This window comes from Reyranella aquatilis (assembly GCF_020880995.1).
GTDB classification, from domain to species: Bacteria; Pseudomonadota; Alphaproteobacteria; order Reyranellales; family Reyranellaceae; genus Reyranella; species Reyranella aquatilis.
In genome coordinates, this window is sequence record NZ_JAJISD010000019.1 from 26,585 (window position 1) to 43,972 (window position 17,388).

A 17,388-nucleotide genomic window follows, 5' to 3' on the forward strand; every position below is an offset into this window, starting at 1 on the left:
AAGGGAGGAACCCATGACGAGGTTCGTTAGGAGTTGGCTGGGTATCGCGGCGACCACTGCGACCCTGGCATTCGGCGGAGGCCAGGCCTCAGCGCAGAAGGAACTGGTCTTCGGCCTGCAGTGCGACCGGACAGGCCCGACGGCGACTGTCGGCGTGAATTTGTGCCCCGGCTATCACGACTACATCGCGCTGGTGAACAGTAAGGGCGGCGTCGAGGGCTTCAAGATCAAGGTCCTCGAGATCGACAATGAGTACAAGGTGCCGCCCGCGATGGAGGCACATGAGCGTTTCAAGAAGGAGGGCGCGGTTCTCGAGGGCCTCTTCGGCACCGCCTCGACCATGGCGTTGACCAAGAAGCTGGAGGAGGACAAGATTCTCGGTACGTCGCCCGGCTTCGGCACGGCCTCGTCCGCTGACGGCAAGCGCTTCCCCTACACGTTCCCGATCGCGGCCAGCTACTGGTCGCAGGCCGGTGCTGCGGTGGCCTTCGCCAAGGAAAGGCTTGGCGGCAGCCTCAAGGGCAAGAAGATCGCCTATCTCTTCTACGACAACCCAGCGGGCAAGGAACCGCTACCCATTCTCGAGGACCTCGTGAAGTCCGAAGGCTTCGAAATGCGCACTTTTGCGGTGCCGGCGCCGGGCGTCGAGATGGGTGCCCAGATCCTCGACATCACCAGCCGCTTCAAGCCGGATTTCATCATCACCCATCTGTTCGGACGCTCGCCATCGGTCTCCATCAAGGAACTGAAGGGTAAGGGTTTCCCACTCAGCAAAGTGGTGGCGTTCGTGTGGGGCAGCGCCGAGGCCGACATCATCGCGGCCGGCGGCATGGGTGTGGCCGAAGGTTACAATGGTATCCAGTTTGCAGGCGTTGGCAAGGACTTCCAAGTCATCAAGGACATCGAGGCGATGTACAAGGCACAAGGCAAACCCCTGCCGAAGGAATTGGACTCGACCGTCTACTATAATCGCGGCGTCTTCATGGCAGCGCTGCATACCGAGGCCGTGCGCAACGCCATCAAGGCCAAGGGCGGGGCGGCGCCGACCTCGGAAGAGGTCAAGAAGGGTATGGAGTCGATCAAGGGCTTCACGCTCGGCGGCTTGGTGCCGCCAATGGAGATCACGCCGACCGACCACGAGGGCGGTGGCTGGGTCCAGATCTGGACAGTCAAGGGTGGCAAGCTCGTGAAGTCCAAAGACTGGTTCCAAGGCTTCCGGCCCGTAATCCAGAAGCATCTCGAGGCAGAAGCCAAGAAATCCTAAACGAACGGGCGGGCGGCGAGCAATCGCCGCCCGACATCCCATGCTGGCAATCAACAACATCGAAGTCGTCTACGACCGCGTAATCCTCGTCCTCAAGGGCGTGTCGATCGACGTGCGCGAAGGCGCCATCACGACCCTGCTGGGTGCCAACGGCGCCGGCAAGACGACGACACTCAAGGCGATCTCTGGCGTCCTGCACAGCGAGCGCGGCGAGGTCACCAAGGGCACGATCCAGATCGGCGACCGTCGCATCGACGGCATGCGCGCCCACGATGTCACGCGGCTGGGGCTCGCGCAGGTATTCGAGGGGAGGCGGGTGTTCGAACACCTGACCACGGAAGAAAACCTGATCGCCGGCGGCCATGTCCAGAAGGATGGCAGCGCGGTGAAGCAGGGGATCGAGCTGGTCTACACGTATTTTCCGCGGCTGAGGGAGCGACGGCACCAGCAGTCCGGCTACCTGTCGGGCGGCGAGCAGCAAATGCTGGCGATCGGCCGGGCGCTGATGAGCCGGCCCAAGGTCGTCCTGTTGGACGAGCCGTCGCTCGGCCTGGCGCCCATGCTGGTCGAGGAGATTTTCGGCATCGTCGACCGGCTGGTGAAGCAGGAAAAGCTCTCTGTCCTCCTGGTCGAGCAGAACGCCACCATGGCGCTGGCCGTGGCGGACCACGGCTACGTCATGGAAAACGGCCGCATCGTGCTGGAGGGGCCGGGCGACAAATTGCGCGACAACTCCGACATCAAGGAATTCTACCTTGGCCTGAACGAAGGCGGCGCGCGCAAATCCTACCGCGACACCAAGCATTACAAGAGGCGCAAGCGCTGGCTGTCGTGACATTCTGTTGCGCGTTGTGAAAGTCTTAGACGACGGACAACGGGACCCTTGAACGCGAAGTGCCAAGTCAATGCAAGATACCGTGGGCCCAATCGCTCAGGAACGAGCGCGCCGCCCTCTCGAGGAGTTTTCGAGCTGATCATCGCTCAATCCAACACCCTTTAAGACGACTTCGCAGAATTTCAGAGCTAGCTCGGGAATAGGCATACGGTCTGATCGATACCATGTAACCGCCCAGTTCATTGAACCGAGAAGCATCAAACGCAGAATGGTCAGGTCCACATTCTTGCGAATCTCTCCTGAGCGCTGTCCTTCGGAAAGAAGCTGCCCCCAGTATTCGCCATAGGCGGTACGAAGCTTCCGATTCTGGCGTTTCACAGCCGGGGGCGCCTGCTCGAACACGCGTATGTTCGCCGATGTATAGTCGCCTTGCTGCAAAAGCATCGTAAGGTGAGCCGTCACCGCGGCCTCGAGCTTTTCGCTGAATGCAGAGGAAGCGGGCAGGGACCCGATGGCGAGACGGGCAGCGGAAAACACTCGAGTTATACCTACATCGAGCACTTCCTGCAGGATGTCGTCCTTTGACTCGAAGTAATAGTAGATGCTACCGCCTTGCATTCCTGCAGTCATCGCAATGTCGTTAATGGTCGTCCCAGCATATCCGTTGAGACTGAATGCACGTGCTGCTGCATCAAGGATGCGCTGCTTGGTGATCGCCGATTTCGGATGGGACACACGACGAGACCGGGCCGATACTCCTTGACTCACCAAAAACCCCCATTTGGAGCCAGCATGGATTGGCTCAAACGCAACAAGACTGCGGCATTTGCCGCCAGATTAGGCTGGCGATGCCCCATTTTGGAAACGTCATAATACCCATGCGCGGCCTAAATGATAAGACCGCCATTGTCGCGATGGTACAAAACGTTGGCAGCACAATTTAGGACGTCCTGCTCTTGACTCGCTGATATGGCGTGCCTAGCGTTCCTAATGATCATTCGAAATTGGCGCACTTCCGGGATTTCGACTTCCGCGTGTCTCAAGCTGTGTAGATCCTCGAACCCACTATTCCGCTATGTGACGGTGGCCAAGTAAAGATCTGCGAGTTAACCCCTCCGAGAACACGTCACGATCGATCCTAGAGGTACATGCGTCTTTCAAATCACTTGCCGGTCGATATCTGGATGCCGATCGCAAGCGGCAGGACCATCGACATGATGGCCCGCTATGGTCTCAAGGCCATGGTGACGCTGAACGGCGAGAAGATCCTCGACGACGTCGTGAGCGAATATCACGCCGCCTGTGCCCGCCACGGTCGGCCCAAGCAGCTCGGCGAGGATATGATCTGGGGCGCCGGACTGTATCTCGCCGGCAGCCAGGAGGAGGCGATCCGCCGTGTCGAGCCGGCACATGACGAGCGCGCGCCTTCGACGATCCCCTCGATCCGCGACGGCGTGAAGCAAAAGGCTTGGTTCTGTGGCCCGCCGGCCGAGGTCATCGAGGGGATCAAGTCGATCGAAGCCAAGTACCCCGGGCTCGAGGATTTCATGATCCACTGGGCCGAAGGATTGTCGCCGGCCGAGTTTACGGAGCAACTGCGTTGGTTCGCGCGCGATGTCATGCCGGCGTTCGGGGAAGCGAGACTTGCTGCGGAGTAGCGCGACACAGGGAAGGGCACCATGCAGCGCCGCGTTCCCGCCGTCCCTGGATAGCATCTCGCCTTCATGGCGCCCTCGCGAACGTGAGTTCATTGCGGAACGTCGGGGGCACGGTCTTGCGACCGGGATGCCTGCTCGGTCGACAATTGTGACGTCGGTTGTATGGTTTATTGCCTAACAGACGAACAGCGCCAAGTGCAGGAACTCGTGCGACGCGTGGCGCGCGAGCGAATTGCGGCGCGCGCCCAAGAGATCGACGCCAAAGGCGAGTACCCGCAGGACATGTTTGATCTGCTACGTGAGCTTGGCTTGTTCACGTTGCCGTTTCCGGTGGACTACGGTGGCATGAATAGCGTGCTGGCTGCTTGCTTGGCTATCGAGGAACTCGGCCGAGTCTGCTACAACACTGCCTATTTATTGTTGGTTCAATGGGTGCCGTTCGGTGCAATCCTGGCGGGTGGCGACGACGCGCAGAAGCAACGATATCTACCGGGCTTGGCGACGGGAGAACTCCGAGGTGCGATCTCGGTCACCGAATCTCAGAGTGGCTCCGATGTCGCTGGTATCAGGACGCGGGCGAAGCGCGACGGGGTAGGCTATCGGCTGACCGGCTCCAAGCTCTGGTGCACAAACGCCGGTGTTGCTGACTTCGTGGTCGTCGCTGCGAAGACAGGTGAGGCCGACGCGCCGGGCAGTATCAACCTGTTCATCGTGCCGAAAGACACACCCGGCTTTACGGTCGGCCGCAAGGAGGACAAGCTCGGCGCGCGCGGCGTCCCTTCCTATGCGTTGTACTTAGAGGACGCCTACGTTCCGGAAGAAAACCGGCTTGGCGTGGAAGGCAAAGGCTTCAAGATTGTAATGGAGACCTTTAACCACTCCCGGCCGATCATCGGTGCCCGCGGCGTCGGTTTGGCTCAAGGTGCCATGGATCATGCGATCACTTTTATCCGCGATCGCCGTGCGTTCGGCCAGCAAGTTGGTGACTTTCAGGGTGTGCGCTGGATGATCGCGGACATGGCGATACAGATCGAGGCATCGCGCCAGTTGGTATACCGGGCGGCGTCCGCCGTCGACTCTGGCCTGGGCGGTAGTGCTCTAGCGACCATGGCCGCAATCGCGAAGTGCCACGCCAGCGACACCGCGATGCGTGTTGCCACCGATGCTGTACAACTCTTCGGCGCGGCCGGCATTTCCAACGAGTTTCCAATCAACCGTTACTTTAGAGACGCCAAGGTGCTGCAGATCGTCGAAGGCACCAACCAGATTCAGCGCAATATCATTGCGCGCAACGTCATGAGCCAAGCGCCAGAGTAACGAAGCTTCGATGCACGGGCGGTGATCGTCGACGACGCGCACGGAACAAATACAAGCGTTATGGAGGAGCGAAATGAAAGCCCAAGCTGCCGTTATGTACGCCGTCAATGAACCGTTAAGGATCGAAGAAGTACTCCTCGACGAGCCGGCGCGCGGCGAGGTGCTGATTCGCACCGCCTTTGCAGGCGTCTGTCATAGTGACCTGCACTACATCGAGGGGCTCTATACGCGTCCGTGCCCGTGTGTTCTGGGCCACGAATCGGCCGGTGTCGTTGAGGCGGTCGGCGATGACGTGAGCTACGTGAGGCCAGGTGATCACGTGATCACCTGCATCTCGACGTTCTGCGGCGAGTGCGAGTACTGCATGACCGGCCGGTTGTCCCTCTGCCTCAGCCCTAGCACGCGCCGCGATCCGAGAGGGCCACAGCGAATGATGCTGAAGGGGACGCCACTCCAGCACACCAGCAATCTTTCGTCGTTCGCCGAATATATGCTGGTACACGAACGTTCAGTCGTGAAAATCCGCACCGACATGCCGCTGGACCGGGCAGCGGTAATTGGATGTGCAGTGATGACCGGCGCGGGGGCGGTGTTTCGAACCGCAAAGGTCGAACCCGGATCAACGGTCGCGGTGATCGGTCTGGGTGGCATCGGCCTGTCGGCCGTCAACGGTGCCGCGATCGCCGGCGCTGGCCGCATATTCGCGATCGACAAGGTAGCTTCCAAACTCGACTTGGCGAAGGAATTCGGCGCCACAGATGTGGTGGACGCCAGCGCTACCGATCCCATCAAGGCCATTCGCGAGATGACCGGTGGCGGCGTGGAATACTCGTTCGAGTGTGTTGGCTCGAAGACGACTGTTGAGCAGGCGTTTCGCATGTTGCGGCGTGGGGGCACCGCGACGGTTATCGGCATGATGCCACTCGGCACCCGGTTTGAGGTCTCCGGTGCGGAGCTTCTTGGTGAGAAGCGTATCCAGGGCTCCGCAATGGGATCCAACAAGTTTCGTATCGATATGCCGCGGCTGGTCGACTTTTATTTGCGTGGTGATCTGAAGCTCGACAAGCTCATCTCGGGACGCATCCGGCTCGCCGGCATTAACGATGCATTTATGCAGCTCAAGACAGGCGAAGCGGCCCGGACGGTCATCGAATTCTGAGGCAGCGCGCGCGCCGAAGCGGCCTTTCGATCACGGCCGTTGTGGGCGTAATCCAGGATTTGTTACTTTGGCGAGTAGTGGGTTTCCAAGAATCCAAGAACCGCTTCTGAGAAAAGATCGTTCTGATCACCGACCACCATATGCCCCGCATCTACAACATTTGAATAGCTTGCATGTGGAACAAGCTCCAAAAATGCTTTGGTGACCTCTTCGCTTACGAGGTCGCTCATACCCCCTCGGATTAGGTGAACCGGGCAGCCAATGCGCCGAGCTGCGTTTTCCAGTCGGTCAAATCGCCGCTCTTGCTCTGGAGGCTGCACATTCGTGATGAAACGTGGATCCCAATGCCATCGGTAGCGACCGTCGGGTCCGAGCCGAAGGTTCTTGGCGAGACCGTTCAGGTTTCGGCGTCGCTGGCGATTGGGCAGATAGGCGGCAATGACGTCGGCCGCTTCATCGATTGATTCGAAACCGTTCTGAGCGTGAGCGGTCATGAAGCCCACGACACGATTTATCCCCGCCATCTCCATTCTTGGCGTGACATCAACCAACGTTAGACTGGAAAAGGTCCCCGGCGCTTTCTCGCCTTCAGCAACAAGAGCGGCGAGCCCACCGAGGGAGGCGCCGACTACCGCCGGCGGCCGACCGAGACGTCGAGCAACTGCGATTAAATCGGCAGCAAATGCGTCTAATTCGTAACGTCCATGTTCTGACCAATCGCTGTCACCATGTCCACGCAGGTCAAGCGCGACTGCGCGATAGCCTCGGGCGGACAACGATTTCATAGTGTTGCCCCAAGCATGTCGCGTCTGGCCACCACCGTGCGCAAGCAGGATCGTCGGCTGGTCAATATTTCCAGCAACACTGGCGGCAAGCCGATTTCCATCAGCGCCCACCAAACTCAATTCATTCATTGACGTCTCCTGCACACACAAAACCAGTTCAACGCCAGAGCGACATGCTGAGGCAGAGGCATACGTTCGCAGTGGCTAGGCCATAAGCGCATGCTTGCCTCAAGCATCGCCCCCTTGGGGGATCCTGCCGTCGGGCGGCCAGTCCTTGACGCCGTCCTCCAAAGGGATTTCGACGCTTCGAAGAAGCTGCGAGAACATGTTCCAGTTTCCAATCGCGATGACCATCTCTAGCAACTGCTCCGGGCTGCCGACATGACGCACGCACTCAGCCCACACGGAATCCGAGATCTTGCCGCGCTCCAGCGTATCGTCGACCGCGGCCAGCACCGCCCGGTCCGCTGCACCGAGACGCGTCGACAAACGCCAGTCGCGGACAGCGATGACGTCCTCAGGCGGCAGCCCGACGCGTTCCGCGAAATGCCAGTGCTGCGTCCATTCGTACTTGGCGCCTGTCGTCCATCCGATACGCATGATCAGGAGCTCGCGTAGACGGACATCGAGCTTGTTTCCAGTGAAGAGCAGCGTGGTCAGCAAGTGATTGACTGCAGACGCCAGCTGCGGATGACGCAACAGCGTCCGATAAACACTGAGGCCGGCCATCGACTCTCGAATGCCACACGCCTTGGCGGCAGCCTTGGCTTGCTCGACTGACAGCATCTCAATGCGCGTGACCATTTGGCCTTCCTTTCAGTTTCAAATTGCCGCGTCGACAGACAAAACGCCTCAGGGAATCTTGCCGCTTGTTCCGATCAGAATCTTGGAAGTATGGCATCCAATCCTGCGTCGCCACCCAACTGCGATGGCCCCACTCCCGCTGCGCGCCCATTGCCATCTGTGATGGCGCACGCCACCGGTGCCTCGAGCCGTTATCGTAAGGGGTGCGCATGCGGAGAGGCGAACGCAACCCCACACCAGAAACCTTCGGGCAGATCCAATCCGGTGAGGAGCGTGCGGTGTCGCACAAAGCGCAGACGTCAGGGGACGTGCGAGACCAACAACACTGTCATCGGAAGACCACAGGAAGTTTCCGAGGACCGCGTACCGGGCCGTGCGACCAGGTTACGGAGGCGGGGTCGGCGAGCTCGAAGTCAGGAATACGCGCCAGCCATTCCTCCAGCGCTACCGTAATCTCCATGCGGGCGAGATTTGAACCGATGCACCGATGGATTCCCAGTCCAAAGGCGGCATGTCGGTTTTCGGCCCGATCGATCAGGACACGATCAGCCTGTGGAAACACCTCTGGGTCACGATTGGCCGCCGGAAAGGACAACAACACCATTTCGCGTTCCTTGAACGGGCAGCCGCCGACTGTTGTCTCCTTGGCGACTTGGCGAGCCATCGTCACCGGGGCATAGGCCCGCAGAAACTCTTCTACCGCAAGCGGCATGAGTGCAGGCTCGCTGACCAGCCGACGACGGTCATCACGGTGCTGGGCCAGATGCCATAAGCAGGAGCCGATGGCACTCCAGGTCGTATCGATGCCGGCAATCAGCAAAAGACGAAGCGTACCGATTATGTGCTCGTCGGAAAGGGGCTGATCCTCCATTCGTGCGCCAAGCAAGAAAGTGATCAGGTCCTCTCTGGGGACCGAACGACGGTTTGCGATCTGCATCCTGAAATAATCGTCCATCTCCGCGAGAGCTTGGGCGAAGGAGGCGTTTTCCGCGATTCCTTCGTGCAGAAGCAGGTGAATCCAACGCCGGAACTTCTCGCCGTCTCCCTCCGGCAATCCGAGCATATGTGCAATGACAGCGACGGGAACATGCTGTGCATAGTCGGTTGCCGCGTCGCAATGGCCATTCGATGCGAAGCGATCAATCAAGTCGCCACATATCGCTCGCGTCTTTGCCTCCAGGCGGCCAATTGCATCCGGGGTGAACGCGGGCAGCAGGAGCATTCGCGCCGGCCGATGATACGGTGGATCCGAGGTGATCGGTGGCGAAGCCAATGTCGACGCCCCAGGCGGGGATTTCGGTTTCCCGGAATCCGTTGGCACACGAGGTGGCATTTCACGAACGACCACGCGGCGTGAAGAGAAGTGCTCCGTATCATATGCGATCGCCCGGATATCGGCGTAGCGGCTGGGAAAGTAGACGCCGTTATATCGTTCAGTATGCGCGACAGGGCATTGCCGACGCAACTCATCCCAGATCTGATAGGGTTCGGTGACCCAACGTGGGTCCAGATGATCGAAGTCTTTGGCCCAATCTGAGACAGGCCGGCGATCGGTCATGGTGAACTCCTTTAGTTAAGCCTGCGCCACCTTGATCGCGAATTCGGGGCAGTTGGCTTCCGCAAGCCGCGCCTTATCCTCGAGGCCGGGAGGGACCGTGCCATCGCCGACTGCGCGCGCGTGGCCGAGTTCATCGAGCTCGAACAATCTCGGTGCTATCGCCTTGCATCGGTTGTGTCCCTGACATCGCTCCGGGTCGACGATGATTTGAAGGACTTTATGCTCGGGCATACCTGAAGCCCTCCCTGCGCAGTTTCCGAACGCGTCCGCTGTGCAATTGATGGATAGTCCGTCGCCTGCGCCATAATCGACCAACTGGCCAATTCGTCGGTAATCAGCAAGCGCAATCCTCTAATGGACGTTAGAAGTTCAGGCAAGGGTAGTCAATCGGTGCGACGGGCGGTCCCAAGTGACTCGACCAGTGTGGGAAGCCCGGCATTGCTCTCTTAGGTTTGGGCATGGCGTCGCGCTCGCAGGAATATCGCCACTCTGCCGTGCGAAGGAACTTGTGGTGCATTGGCGGAGATCTTGCGGCGCAGTCCAGCCAAGAATGTCGCTGCCTTCACAAGGTTGGTTTCCCAAAGGCAAAGACTGCAGCGTGCAAAGGTATCCACAGTGGCCTGTGGAGGTCGCGGACCCCTTTGGGAACAGGAGCAGGTGTTTCGGCCTCGCCGTTCGGGAGGGGTGGGCATGGACCGCTTGACTCATCGGTACCAGCTGCCTACGTTTCTAACGAGTATTTGAAAGTCCTTGGGCACAATCGCCTCGCCTGACGCGTGGAGTGGTCCGGGAAGGGCGCGCAGATTGCCTGGCGGTTCCATCGCCCGACTTGGCGAATTTATCTTTCGGGAGGTTCATGGCCGGGATGCGCGGATTAAGAGACAAGCCTGTCATCGTCACGGGTGGCGGGAGCGGCATCGGCCGCGCGATCGCCGGGCGTCTCGCGGCCGAAGGTGCCGTCGTTGGCATCTTGGACATCAACGGGCAGGCGGCCGAAGCTGCGGCCAGTGCGCTTCGCGAGACCGGCGGTCGAGCATCCGGCTACGAGGTCGACATTGTCGACTATGAGGCGGTGGCACGGGCCGTCGATTCGTTTGAAACAGCTGCTGGACCGATCGGCGGCCTGGTCAACAACGCGGGCTGGGACAAGGCTGTGCGCTTCGTGGACAGCGACCGGGACCTGTGGCGAAAAGTGATCGACATCAATCTCTGGGGCCCGCTCAACGTCACGCACGTCGTGCTGAAAAAGATGGTCAAGCACGGCAAAGGCCACGTTGTCAGTATTGCCTCCGACGCGGGTCGGGTCGGCTCCTCGGGCGAAGCTGTCTATTCGGCCTGCAAGGGCGGCATTGCAGCGTTCGGCAAGACATTGGCGCGGGAAGTGGCACGTCAGGGGATCGTGTTCAACACGGTCTGCCCAGGACCGACCGACACGCCCCTGTTTGCGACTGTCAGCGAATCTGCGGCGGGGCTTGCCGAGGCCCTGAAGAAGGCGATCCCGCTCCGTCGCCTGGGGCAGCCGGACGACTATCCCGGCATCGTCTGCTTCCTGCTGAGCGACGACGCCAGCTTCATCACCGGTCAGACCATCAGCGTCTCCGGTGGCCTCACGATGCATGGGTAATTCGATGGACTATCAGGACATTCTCTACGCTCAGGCCGACCACGTCGCCACGATCACGATCAATCGGCCAAAGGTCTACAATGCGTTCCGCCCGCGCACCGTGGTGGAACTCCTCGACGCCTTTCTGAAGGCGGGCTGGGATGACGACGTCGGCGCCATCGTCCTGACCGGAGCCGGCGACAAGGCCTTCTGCACCGGCGGCGACCAGTCCGATCACAGCGGCCAGTACGGCGACGGGTCGACGCGTGGCTCGGTCGGCATGCCGGTCGAGGAGCTGCACAGCGTCATCCGCGATGTGCCGAAGCCGGTGATCGCCAAGGTGCGCGGTTACGCGATCGGCGGCGGCAATGTTCTGGCCACGCTCTGCGATCTCACTATCGCCGGCGAAAACGCCATCTTCGGTCAGGTTGGGCCGAAGATGGGCTCCGTCGATCCCGGGTTCGGCACCGCCTATCTGGCGCGCGTGGTTGGCGAGAAAAAAGCGCGAGAAATTTGGTACATGTGCCGGCGCTACACGGCGCGCCAGGCGATGGACATGGGGCTGGTCAACGCCGTCGTGTCCGACGACAAGCTCGATGCCGAAGTCGCGGCGTGGTGTGCCGAACTGGTGGAGCGCAGTCCCACCGCCATAGCGATTGCCAAAAAGTCCTTCAACGCCGACAGCGAAAACATTCGCGGCATCGGCGGTCTTGGGATGCAGGCCCTGCGCCTCTACTACGCGAGCGCCGAATCCCAGGAAGGAGTCAAGGCGCTCAACGAGAAGCGTCCGCCACGCTTCAGGGACTTCCTCAAGTAGGGGCCGACGGTTGGACTTTTCCCTTACCCCCGAACAGCAGCAGATTGGCGAGACTGCTCGGCGCTTCGGCGTCGAAAAGCTCGCGCCGGGGTATGCGGCGCGCGAACAGGAGGGCCGCATCGCGCCATCGCTGATACGGGAGATGGGTGCTGTCGGACTGATTGGTGTCGATCTGCCGGAGGCGTTCGGCGGACTCGGCGCGGACGGCGTCACGGCTGGACTAGTGATCGAAGGCGTTGCTGCGGCCGATCTGGGCGTCGCCTACGTGCAGCTATTGGGGTCGCTGATGGGCTCGATCCTGGCGCGCCATGGCCCGCCTGAGATCGCGAGCGACGTCGTGCCGAGGATTTGCCGGGGCGAGACTTTGGTGGCGCTGGGCCTGACCGAGCCGCGTGGCGGCTCCGATGCCGCAAACCTCCAACTCAAGGCGCGCCGCGACAACGAGGGCTATGTGCTCGATGGCGAGAAAACGTCGATTTCGATGATCGAACAGGCGGAGTCGATTGTGGTCTTCGCCCGAACCGGCGCGGCCGACGCCGGGGCTCGCGGCGTGACGGCCTTCCACGTGCCGCTCGACCTTCCCGGCATCAGTCGTTCCAGCTTCAACGACGTGGGCTCGAAGGTTGTCGGTCGCGGCTCGGTCTTCTTCCAGGACGTCAAGGTGCCGGATAAATGGCGCATCGGCGGCGAAGGCGAGGGCTTTCGCACGGTCATGCAGGGCTTCGACTACAGTCGCGCGCTGATTGGCCTACAGGTGCTGGCGCCGGCCCGTGCGTCGCTCGAGGAAACCTGGCGGTACGTCACCGAACGCCAAGCCTTCGGCCATCCGCTGGCGCGCTACCAAGGCGTGACGGAGCCCCTGGCCGAGGCGGAGACGCTGCTCACAGCCGCGCGTCTCCTCTGCTATCGGACGCTGTGGCTGCGCGACCAGGGCATGCCCCACACGTCGGAAGCGGCGATGTGCAAATGGTGGGCCCCGAAGACAGCCTTTCAGACCATTCACCGCTGCCTGCTGACGCACGGTCATTCCGGCTACACGATGGATCTGCCACACCAACAGCGTCTACGCGACGTGATGGGCCTACAAATCGGCGACGGCACGGAACAGATCCAGAAGATGATCATCGCGCGCGAGAAGATCGGGCGCGTCGCGGTGCCTTACTAGGCGGAGGATGCCGATGACCGCCGCACCTCCTGTCCTCGTAGACCTGCAAGCCCAGGTCGGCGTGATCACGCTGAACCGGCCCGAGAAGTTCAATTGCATTTCGCGAGGCCTGGCGGATGGCCTGTGTGCCGGCGTGCGTTCTTTGGAAGCGAATCCTGCATGTCGAGTTGTACTGCTGAAAGCCAATGGCAAGCATTTCTGCACCGGCGCCGATCTCGACGAGGTTCTCGAGGCGCGCGCTTCGCGAGCTTCACTTGAGAACTTCCTGTCGGCGGGACACGAAGCCCTCACCGCTCTTGAACGCTCGCGCCTGCCGGTCGTCGCCGCGGTGCAGGGCTTGTGCCTGGCTGGCGGGCTCGAGCTCTCGATGGCATGCGATGTCGTGTTCGCCGCCAGTTCGGCGCGCTTCGGCGACCAGCATTCGCGGTATGGACTTATTCCCGGATGGGGCGGCACGCAGCGCCTGCCGCGCCTGGTCGGCCTTCGTCGAGCGCTTCACCTGATGTACAGCGCGGAGTGGCTGGATGCGGCAGCGGCGCGCGAATGCGGTCTTGTGAATCTCGTCGTTGACGATGATGCGCTCGCTGACCGGGCCATGGCGTACGCGCAGGTGCTGGCAACACGCAATCCTGAGTCCATGGCGGCAATGAAGTCGCTCGCCCGCGCTGGCCTCGACGAATCACTCGCGGAGGGGCTGGCGCGCGAGTCCACGTGTGTCGTGGACGCGCTCCGCTCGGACAACGTCTCGGAAGGACTGGCGGCGTTTGGCGCGCGTCGGGAGCCGAAATTCAAATAGCGGCGGCATGCTGCCTGTCGATGGTTTAGGAGAAACAGTCATGGAACACGCAACACAGGTTGAGCTCGGCCGCACTCTGTTCACGTACATCGACAGGGGCGAGCAGGCGCGCAGCGCGACGCCTTTTGCCAATCCGGTACGAGACTACATCTGTCGCGATCAGGCGGCGCGTGAACGCGATGTTCTGTTCCACGACCATCCTCTCCTCCTCGGCATGACCGGCGACCTGCCGAATCCCGGCGACTTCTTCACTAACGATTTCACCGGCCGCCCGATTCTCGTGGTCCGCGGAAAGGACGGCACGGTCAACGCGTTCCTCAACGTGTGCCGCCATCGCGGCGCCAAGCTGGCGACCGCGGATCTCGCCCAAGGCTGCGCGCAAACCGGCGGGTCCTTCACGTGTCCCTATCATGGATGGGCCTACGGCCTCGATGGACGTTTGCTCGGCGTTCGGGAAGCCGACGCGTTCGGCGAGGTCGACCGCTCCACGCACGGCCTTCGACGCCTGGCGGTAGTCGAACGCAACGGCTTCATCTGGGTGCGGCCGGGTAGCGAAGAGCCCTTCGACCCCGACGTCTTGCTAGGCACTCTCGCGCCGGAGATGGCAGCGTATGGGTTCGAGCGCTACAGCCACTACGAGACGCGCACGCTGCGGCGAGCAATGAATTGGAAGCTCGTCATCGGTACGTTCCTGGAGGGCTACCATATCAAGGTTCTGCATCGGAACACGATCTCGTCGCTGCTTCTGGGGGCGCAAACCTCCTTCGATCCTTATGGCCGGCACGTTCGAATGGCGGTGCCGCGCGCCGGTTTTGAGACGCTGCGCGAGACACCGGAACACGAGCGGGACGTGCTGAAGCACACTGCCGTCGTCTACGAATTGTTCCCCAACACCGTGCTGGTCTGGCAGGGAGACCATATGGAAACGTGGCGTGTCTTCCCGGGGAACACTCCGGACGAAAGCGTGATGCATGCGTCACTCTATATCCCGGAGCCGGCGGCGACCGACAAGGCGAAGCGCCATTGGGATCGCAACATGAAGCTTCTGCTCGATACGGTGGAGAAGGAGGATTTCCCGCTTGGCGAGGACATGCAGCGTGGCTTCCATTCCGGCGCGCAGGACCATCTGTTGTTCGGCCGCAATGAGCCCGCGCTGGCGCATTTTCATCGCTCGGTCCACGAGGCGCTCGGGCTCCAGGAAGCATGAATCGTACTTAGGCCATATGCACAGCCTACTCCATGGAAAAGCGTCCGCTTCCATTGCTTGCAATCGATCGTCGATCAACCAGCTGGACTACGTGAGGAGATAAATATGGATCAGCTCCCGATTTCCGCAGATTCGCATATCACCGAGCCGCCGGATTGTTATCGCGGGCATATCGAAGCCGCCTATCGTGAACGCGCGCCCCATGTCGTGCGCGATCCAAAGTACGGCGACATATATGTCGTTGAAGGTATGAAGCAGACCATCCCGATGGGTTTGGTTGCAGCGGCCGGCGTCGAGCCCAGCAGCATCCGCATCGGCGGTGCGCGTTTTGAGGACCTGCATCGCGGCGGGTGGGACCCGGCCGCTCGTCTTGTCGACCAGGATAAGGATGGCGTCGGCGCGGAGATCATTTATCCGACCGTCGGCATGGTCCTCTGCAACCATCCCGACCAGGATTACAAGAAGGCCTGCTTCGACGCCTACAATCGCTGGCTCCAGCAGTACACCGCACATGCCCCCGACCGGCTGATCGGCATCGGTCAAACGGGAATCCGCACCATCAAGGAAGGCATCGCCGATCTCGAACGCATCAAAGCTATGGGATTCAAGGGCGTCATGATGCCGGGCAATCCCGGCGAGCTCGACTATGACAACCCATCCTACGATGCCCTTTGGGAAGCCGCCGTCGCTCTAGACATTCCGTTGTCGTGGCACATCCTCACGTCGAGCAGCGACAGCATCAATCAGCACCGTGGTCCGAAGATCAACGGCTTCCTGTCGATCATTCGCGGCTGTCAGGACATCATGGGCATGCTGATATTCAGCGGCGTGTTCGCTCGCCACCCCAAGCTCAAGGTGGTGTGCGTCGAAGCCGACGCCGGTTGGGCGCCGCATTTCATGTACCGCATGGATCATGCCTACAAGCGCCACCGCTACTGGATGAAGGGCCAGGAACTGCCGCGCCTGCCGTCGGAATATTTCCGCGACAACATCAGCCTGACGTTCCAGGACGACTACGTCGCATTCACGCTTGCCGACATGCTAGCACCTCAACAACTGATGTGGGCCAACGACTTCCCGCATAGCGATTCGACGTGGCCGTGGAGCAAGGACGTGATCGCGGAACAGACCGCCCATCTCGACGCGGGACAGCGTCAGCGGATCCTGCACGACAACGTGGCGGCGCTCTACAAGCTCGCGGCCTAGCCGTCGGCAGTTTCGTGTGCTGAGTGACGACATTGACTACCGGCAAATCACTTCCGAGCCGTGAGGGATCAACATGAAGTTCAGCCTGTTCATCTATTGCACGGTCGGCCGACGGGCTGAACTTGAAGCCGGGATGGCCGGCCGCAAACCGGAGCTTTACCAGCGCATGCTGGACGAGATCGCGGAGTATGCGCGCTTTGCCGACGATGCCGGGTATTTCGGCTTCGGCCATCCCGAACATCATCTGCAGATCGAGGGCTTCGAGATCTCCAACGACCCGCGGCTGATGGGAATGTGGATTGGCCAGCACACGAAGAGGCTGCGGGTCATCACATGCGGCTTCGTATCGACCACGCACAATCCGCTGCGCGTCGCCGAGGACATCGCCACCATGGACCACATGCTGGGCGGCCGCTTCGGTGTCGGCCTGGTGCGTGGTTATCAGGCCCGTTGGGTTGAGAATTTCAAGGTGCGCGAGGATCTCCACGCTGTCGGTCCATGGAACAAGGACTCGCCGGCAGACGAAGCCAACCGCGAATATTTCAGCGAGTTCGTCGACGTCGTGGTCAAGGCTCTGACGCACGATACTTTTAGCCATCGCGGCAGGTACTGGAACTTTCCACCCGTGGGCATGGTCAATCCGCATCCGCATGGCGTCTACACGACCTATGGGCAGGGCGTTGGCCCCGACATGCACATCAACGAGGTCGGCATCGCACCGCGTCCGCTGCAGACGCCGCACCCGCCCCTCTATGGCGGCTTCGCGGCCTCAATGCGCACCGCGCTGTTCTGGGCGAAGTACGGCGGCAAGCCGATCGTCTTGACGGACAAACTCGACTTCTACAGCCAGCTCAATCGCGCCTATCACGACGAGGCTGCGAAACACGGCCGAGCCGTCAAGCCCGGCCACGCGACGGCCTGGGGCGGCATCTTCATTTGTGCGCCGACCGACGCCGAAGCGCACGCACAGCTTGAGGATATGCGGTGGTTTTGGAATCAATGGGCCACCCCGTTCGGGCAGGGCCTGCCCGAGCTGCTCGTCGGCTCGCCGGACACCATCTCACGCCGGCTGGAGGCGGTTCAGAAAGCGGTACCCGGCCAGGATGAAATCGTGCTGCTGATACCCCAAGGTCTGCACGACCGCGGCCAGATACTGCGGTCCCTGGAGCTGATGGCGACGAAGGTCATGCCGCGCTTTACGGATCCGACTTGAT

At 61.0% G+C, this 17,388-nt stretch carries 17 protein-coding genes; 12 read left to right on the plus strand and 5 right to left on the minus strand.

From position 1 onward, the window contains the following. The first annotated feature begins 13 nt into the window (after window positions 1-13). Complete coding sequence (locus tag LJ725_RS27985; RefSeq protein WP_068190615.1) at window positions 14-1,264, plus strand: ABC transporter substrate-binding protein; 1,251 nt, start codon at window positions 14-16, stop codon at window positions 1,262-1,264. Between the two features lie 40 nt (window positions 1,265-1,304). Beyond that, window positions 1,305-2,099, plus strand: a complete 795-nt coding sequence (locus LJ725_RS27990; RefSeq protein ID WP_068190617.1) for an ABC transporter ATP-binding protein — start codon at window positions 1,305-1,307, stop codon at window positions 2,097-2,099. Window positions 2,100-2,195: 96 nt separating this feature from the next. Here LJ725_RS27990 and LJ725_RS27995 read toward each other — a convergent pair whose 3' ends face one another. After that, entirely contained in the window at window positions 2,196-2,834 is a 639-nt protein-coding gene (locus LJ725_RS27995) for a TetR/AcrR family transcriptional regulator (protein WP_156716890.1), read from the minus strand. 449 nt (window positions 2,835-3,283) lie between these two features. Between LJ725_RS27995 and LJ725_RS28000 the strand changes: the two genes are divergently transcribed. The 3 genes from LJ725_RS28000 to LJ725_RS28010 all read left to right on the plus strand — a co-directional run bounded on the left by LJ725_RS28000 (window position 3,284) and on the right by LJ725_RS28010 (window position 6,233). Beyond that, complete coding sequence (locus LJ725_RS28000; RefSeq protein WP_156716891.1) at window positions 3,284-3,757, plus strand: hypothetical protein; 474 nt, start codon at window positions 3,284-3,286, stop codon at window positions 3,755-3,757. Window positions 3,758-3,919: 162 nt separating this feature from the next. Further along, window positions 3,920-5,074 (plus strand): acyl-CoA dehydrogenase family protein, encoded by a 1,155-nt coding sequence (locus LJ725_RS28005; RefSeq protein ID WP_068190622.1) that lies wholly within the window; start codon window positions 3,920-3,922, stop codon window positions 5,072-5,074. A 73-nt stretch (window positions 5,075-5,147) separates the two neighbouring features. Beyond that, window positions 5,148-6,233, plus strand: coding sequence for a Zn-dependent alcohol dehydrogenase (locus tag LJ725_RS28010; protein WP_068190623.1), 1,086 nt, complete (start codon window positions 5,148-5,150; stop codon window positions 6,231-6,233). A gap of 62 nt (window positions 6,234-6,295) precedes the next feature. Here the strand turns inward: LJ725_RS28010 and LJ725_RS28015 are convergent, their stop codons facing one another. From LJ725_RS28015 to LJ725_RS28030, 4 genes are all read right to left on the minus strand, one after another. Continuing rightward, entirely contained in the window at window positions 6,296-7,147 is an 852-nt protein-coding gene (locus LJ725_RS28015) for an alpha/beta fold hydrolase (RefSeq protein ID WP_082751733.1), read from the minus strand. A gap of 99 nt (window positions 7,148-7,246) precedes the next feature. Beyond that, on the minus strand, window positions 7,247-7,822 hold the full coding sequence (locus LJ725_RS28020; RefSeq protein ID WP_068190625.1) for a carboxymuconolactone decarboxylase family protein: 576 nt from the start codon (window positions 7,820-7,822) through the stop codon (window positions 7,247-7,249). A 328-nt stretch (window positions 7,823-8,150) separates the two neighbouring features. Beyond that, window positions 8,151-9,380, minus strand: a complete 1,230-nt coding sequence (locus tag LJ725_RS28025) for a cytochrome P450 (RefSeq protein ID WP_068190627.1) — start codon at window positions 9,378-9,380, stop codon at window positions 8,151-8,153. A 15-nt stretch (window positions 9,381-9,395) separates the two neighbouring features. Further along, window positions 9,396-9,611: a ferredoxin gene (locus LJ725_RS28030; RefSeq protein ID WP_068190628.1), complete on the minus strand. Its 216-nt coding sequence runs from the start codon at window positions 9,609-9,611 to the stop codon at window positions 9,396-9,398. Window positions 9,612-10,236: 625 nt separating this feature from the next. Here LJ725_RS28030 and LJ725_RS28035 point away from each other — a divergent pair. The 7 genes from LJ725_RS28035 to LJ725_RS28065 all read left to right on the plus strand — a co-directional run bounded on the left by LJ725_RS28035 (window position 10,237) and on the right by LJ725_RS28065 (window position 17,387). Beyond that, a complete protein-coding gene (locus tag LJ725_RS28035) occupies window positions 10,237-11,004 on the plus strand; it encodes an SDR family oxidoreductase (protein WP_230554243.1) in 768 nt (255 codons plus the stop codon). 4 nt (window positions 11,005-11,008) lie between these two features. Then, entirely contained in the window at window positions 11,009-11,800 is a 792-nt protein-coding gene (locus LJ725_RS28040) for an enoyl-CoA hydratase-related protein (RefSeq protein ID WP_068190631.1), read from the plus strand. Window positions 11,801-11,810: 10 nt separating this feature from the next. Beyond that, complete coding sequence (locus LJ725_RS28045; RefSeq protein ID WP_068190634.1) at window positions 11,811-12,965, plus strand: acyl-CoA dehydrogenase family protein; 1,155 nt, start codon at window positions 11,811-11,813, stop codon at window positions 12,963-12,965. Between the two features lie 13 nt (window positions 12,966-12,978). Further along, window positions 12,979-13,761: an enoyl-CoA hydratase/isomerase family protein gene (locus tag LJ725_RS28050; RefSeq protein ID WP_068190636.1), complete on the plus strand. Its 783-nt coding sequence runs from the start codon at window positions 12,979-12,981 to the stop codon at window positions 13,759-13,761. A 40-nt stretch (window positions 13,762-13,801) separates the two neighbouring features. Beyond that, window positions 13,802-14,968 carry an aromatic ring-hydroxylating oxygenase subunit alpha gene (locus LJ725_RS28055; RefSeq protein WP_068190638.1) on the plus strand — a complete coding sequence of 389 codons (1,167 nt, stop codon included), beginning with the start codon at window positions 13,802-13,804 and terminating at the stop codon, window positions 14,966-14,968. 105 nt (window positions 14,969-15,073) lie between these two features. Further along, window positions 15,074-16,174, plus strand: a complete 1,101-nt coding sequence (locus LJ725_RS28060; protein WP_068190639.1) for an amidohydrolase family protein — start codon at window positions 15,074-15,076, stop codon at window positions 16,172-16,174. 73 nt (window positions 16,175-16,247) lie between these two features. Then, on the plus strand, window positions 16,248-17,387 hold the full coding sequence (locus LJ725_RS28065; protein ID WP_068190641.1) for an LLM class flavin-dependent oxidoreductase: 1,140 nt from the start codon (window positions 16,248-16,250) through the stop codon (window positions 17,385-17,387). Window position 17,388: the final 1 nt, after the last annotated feature.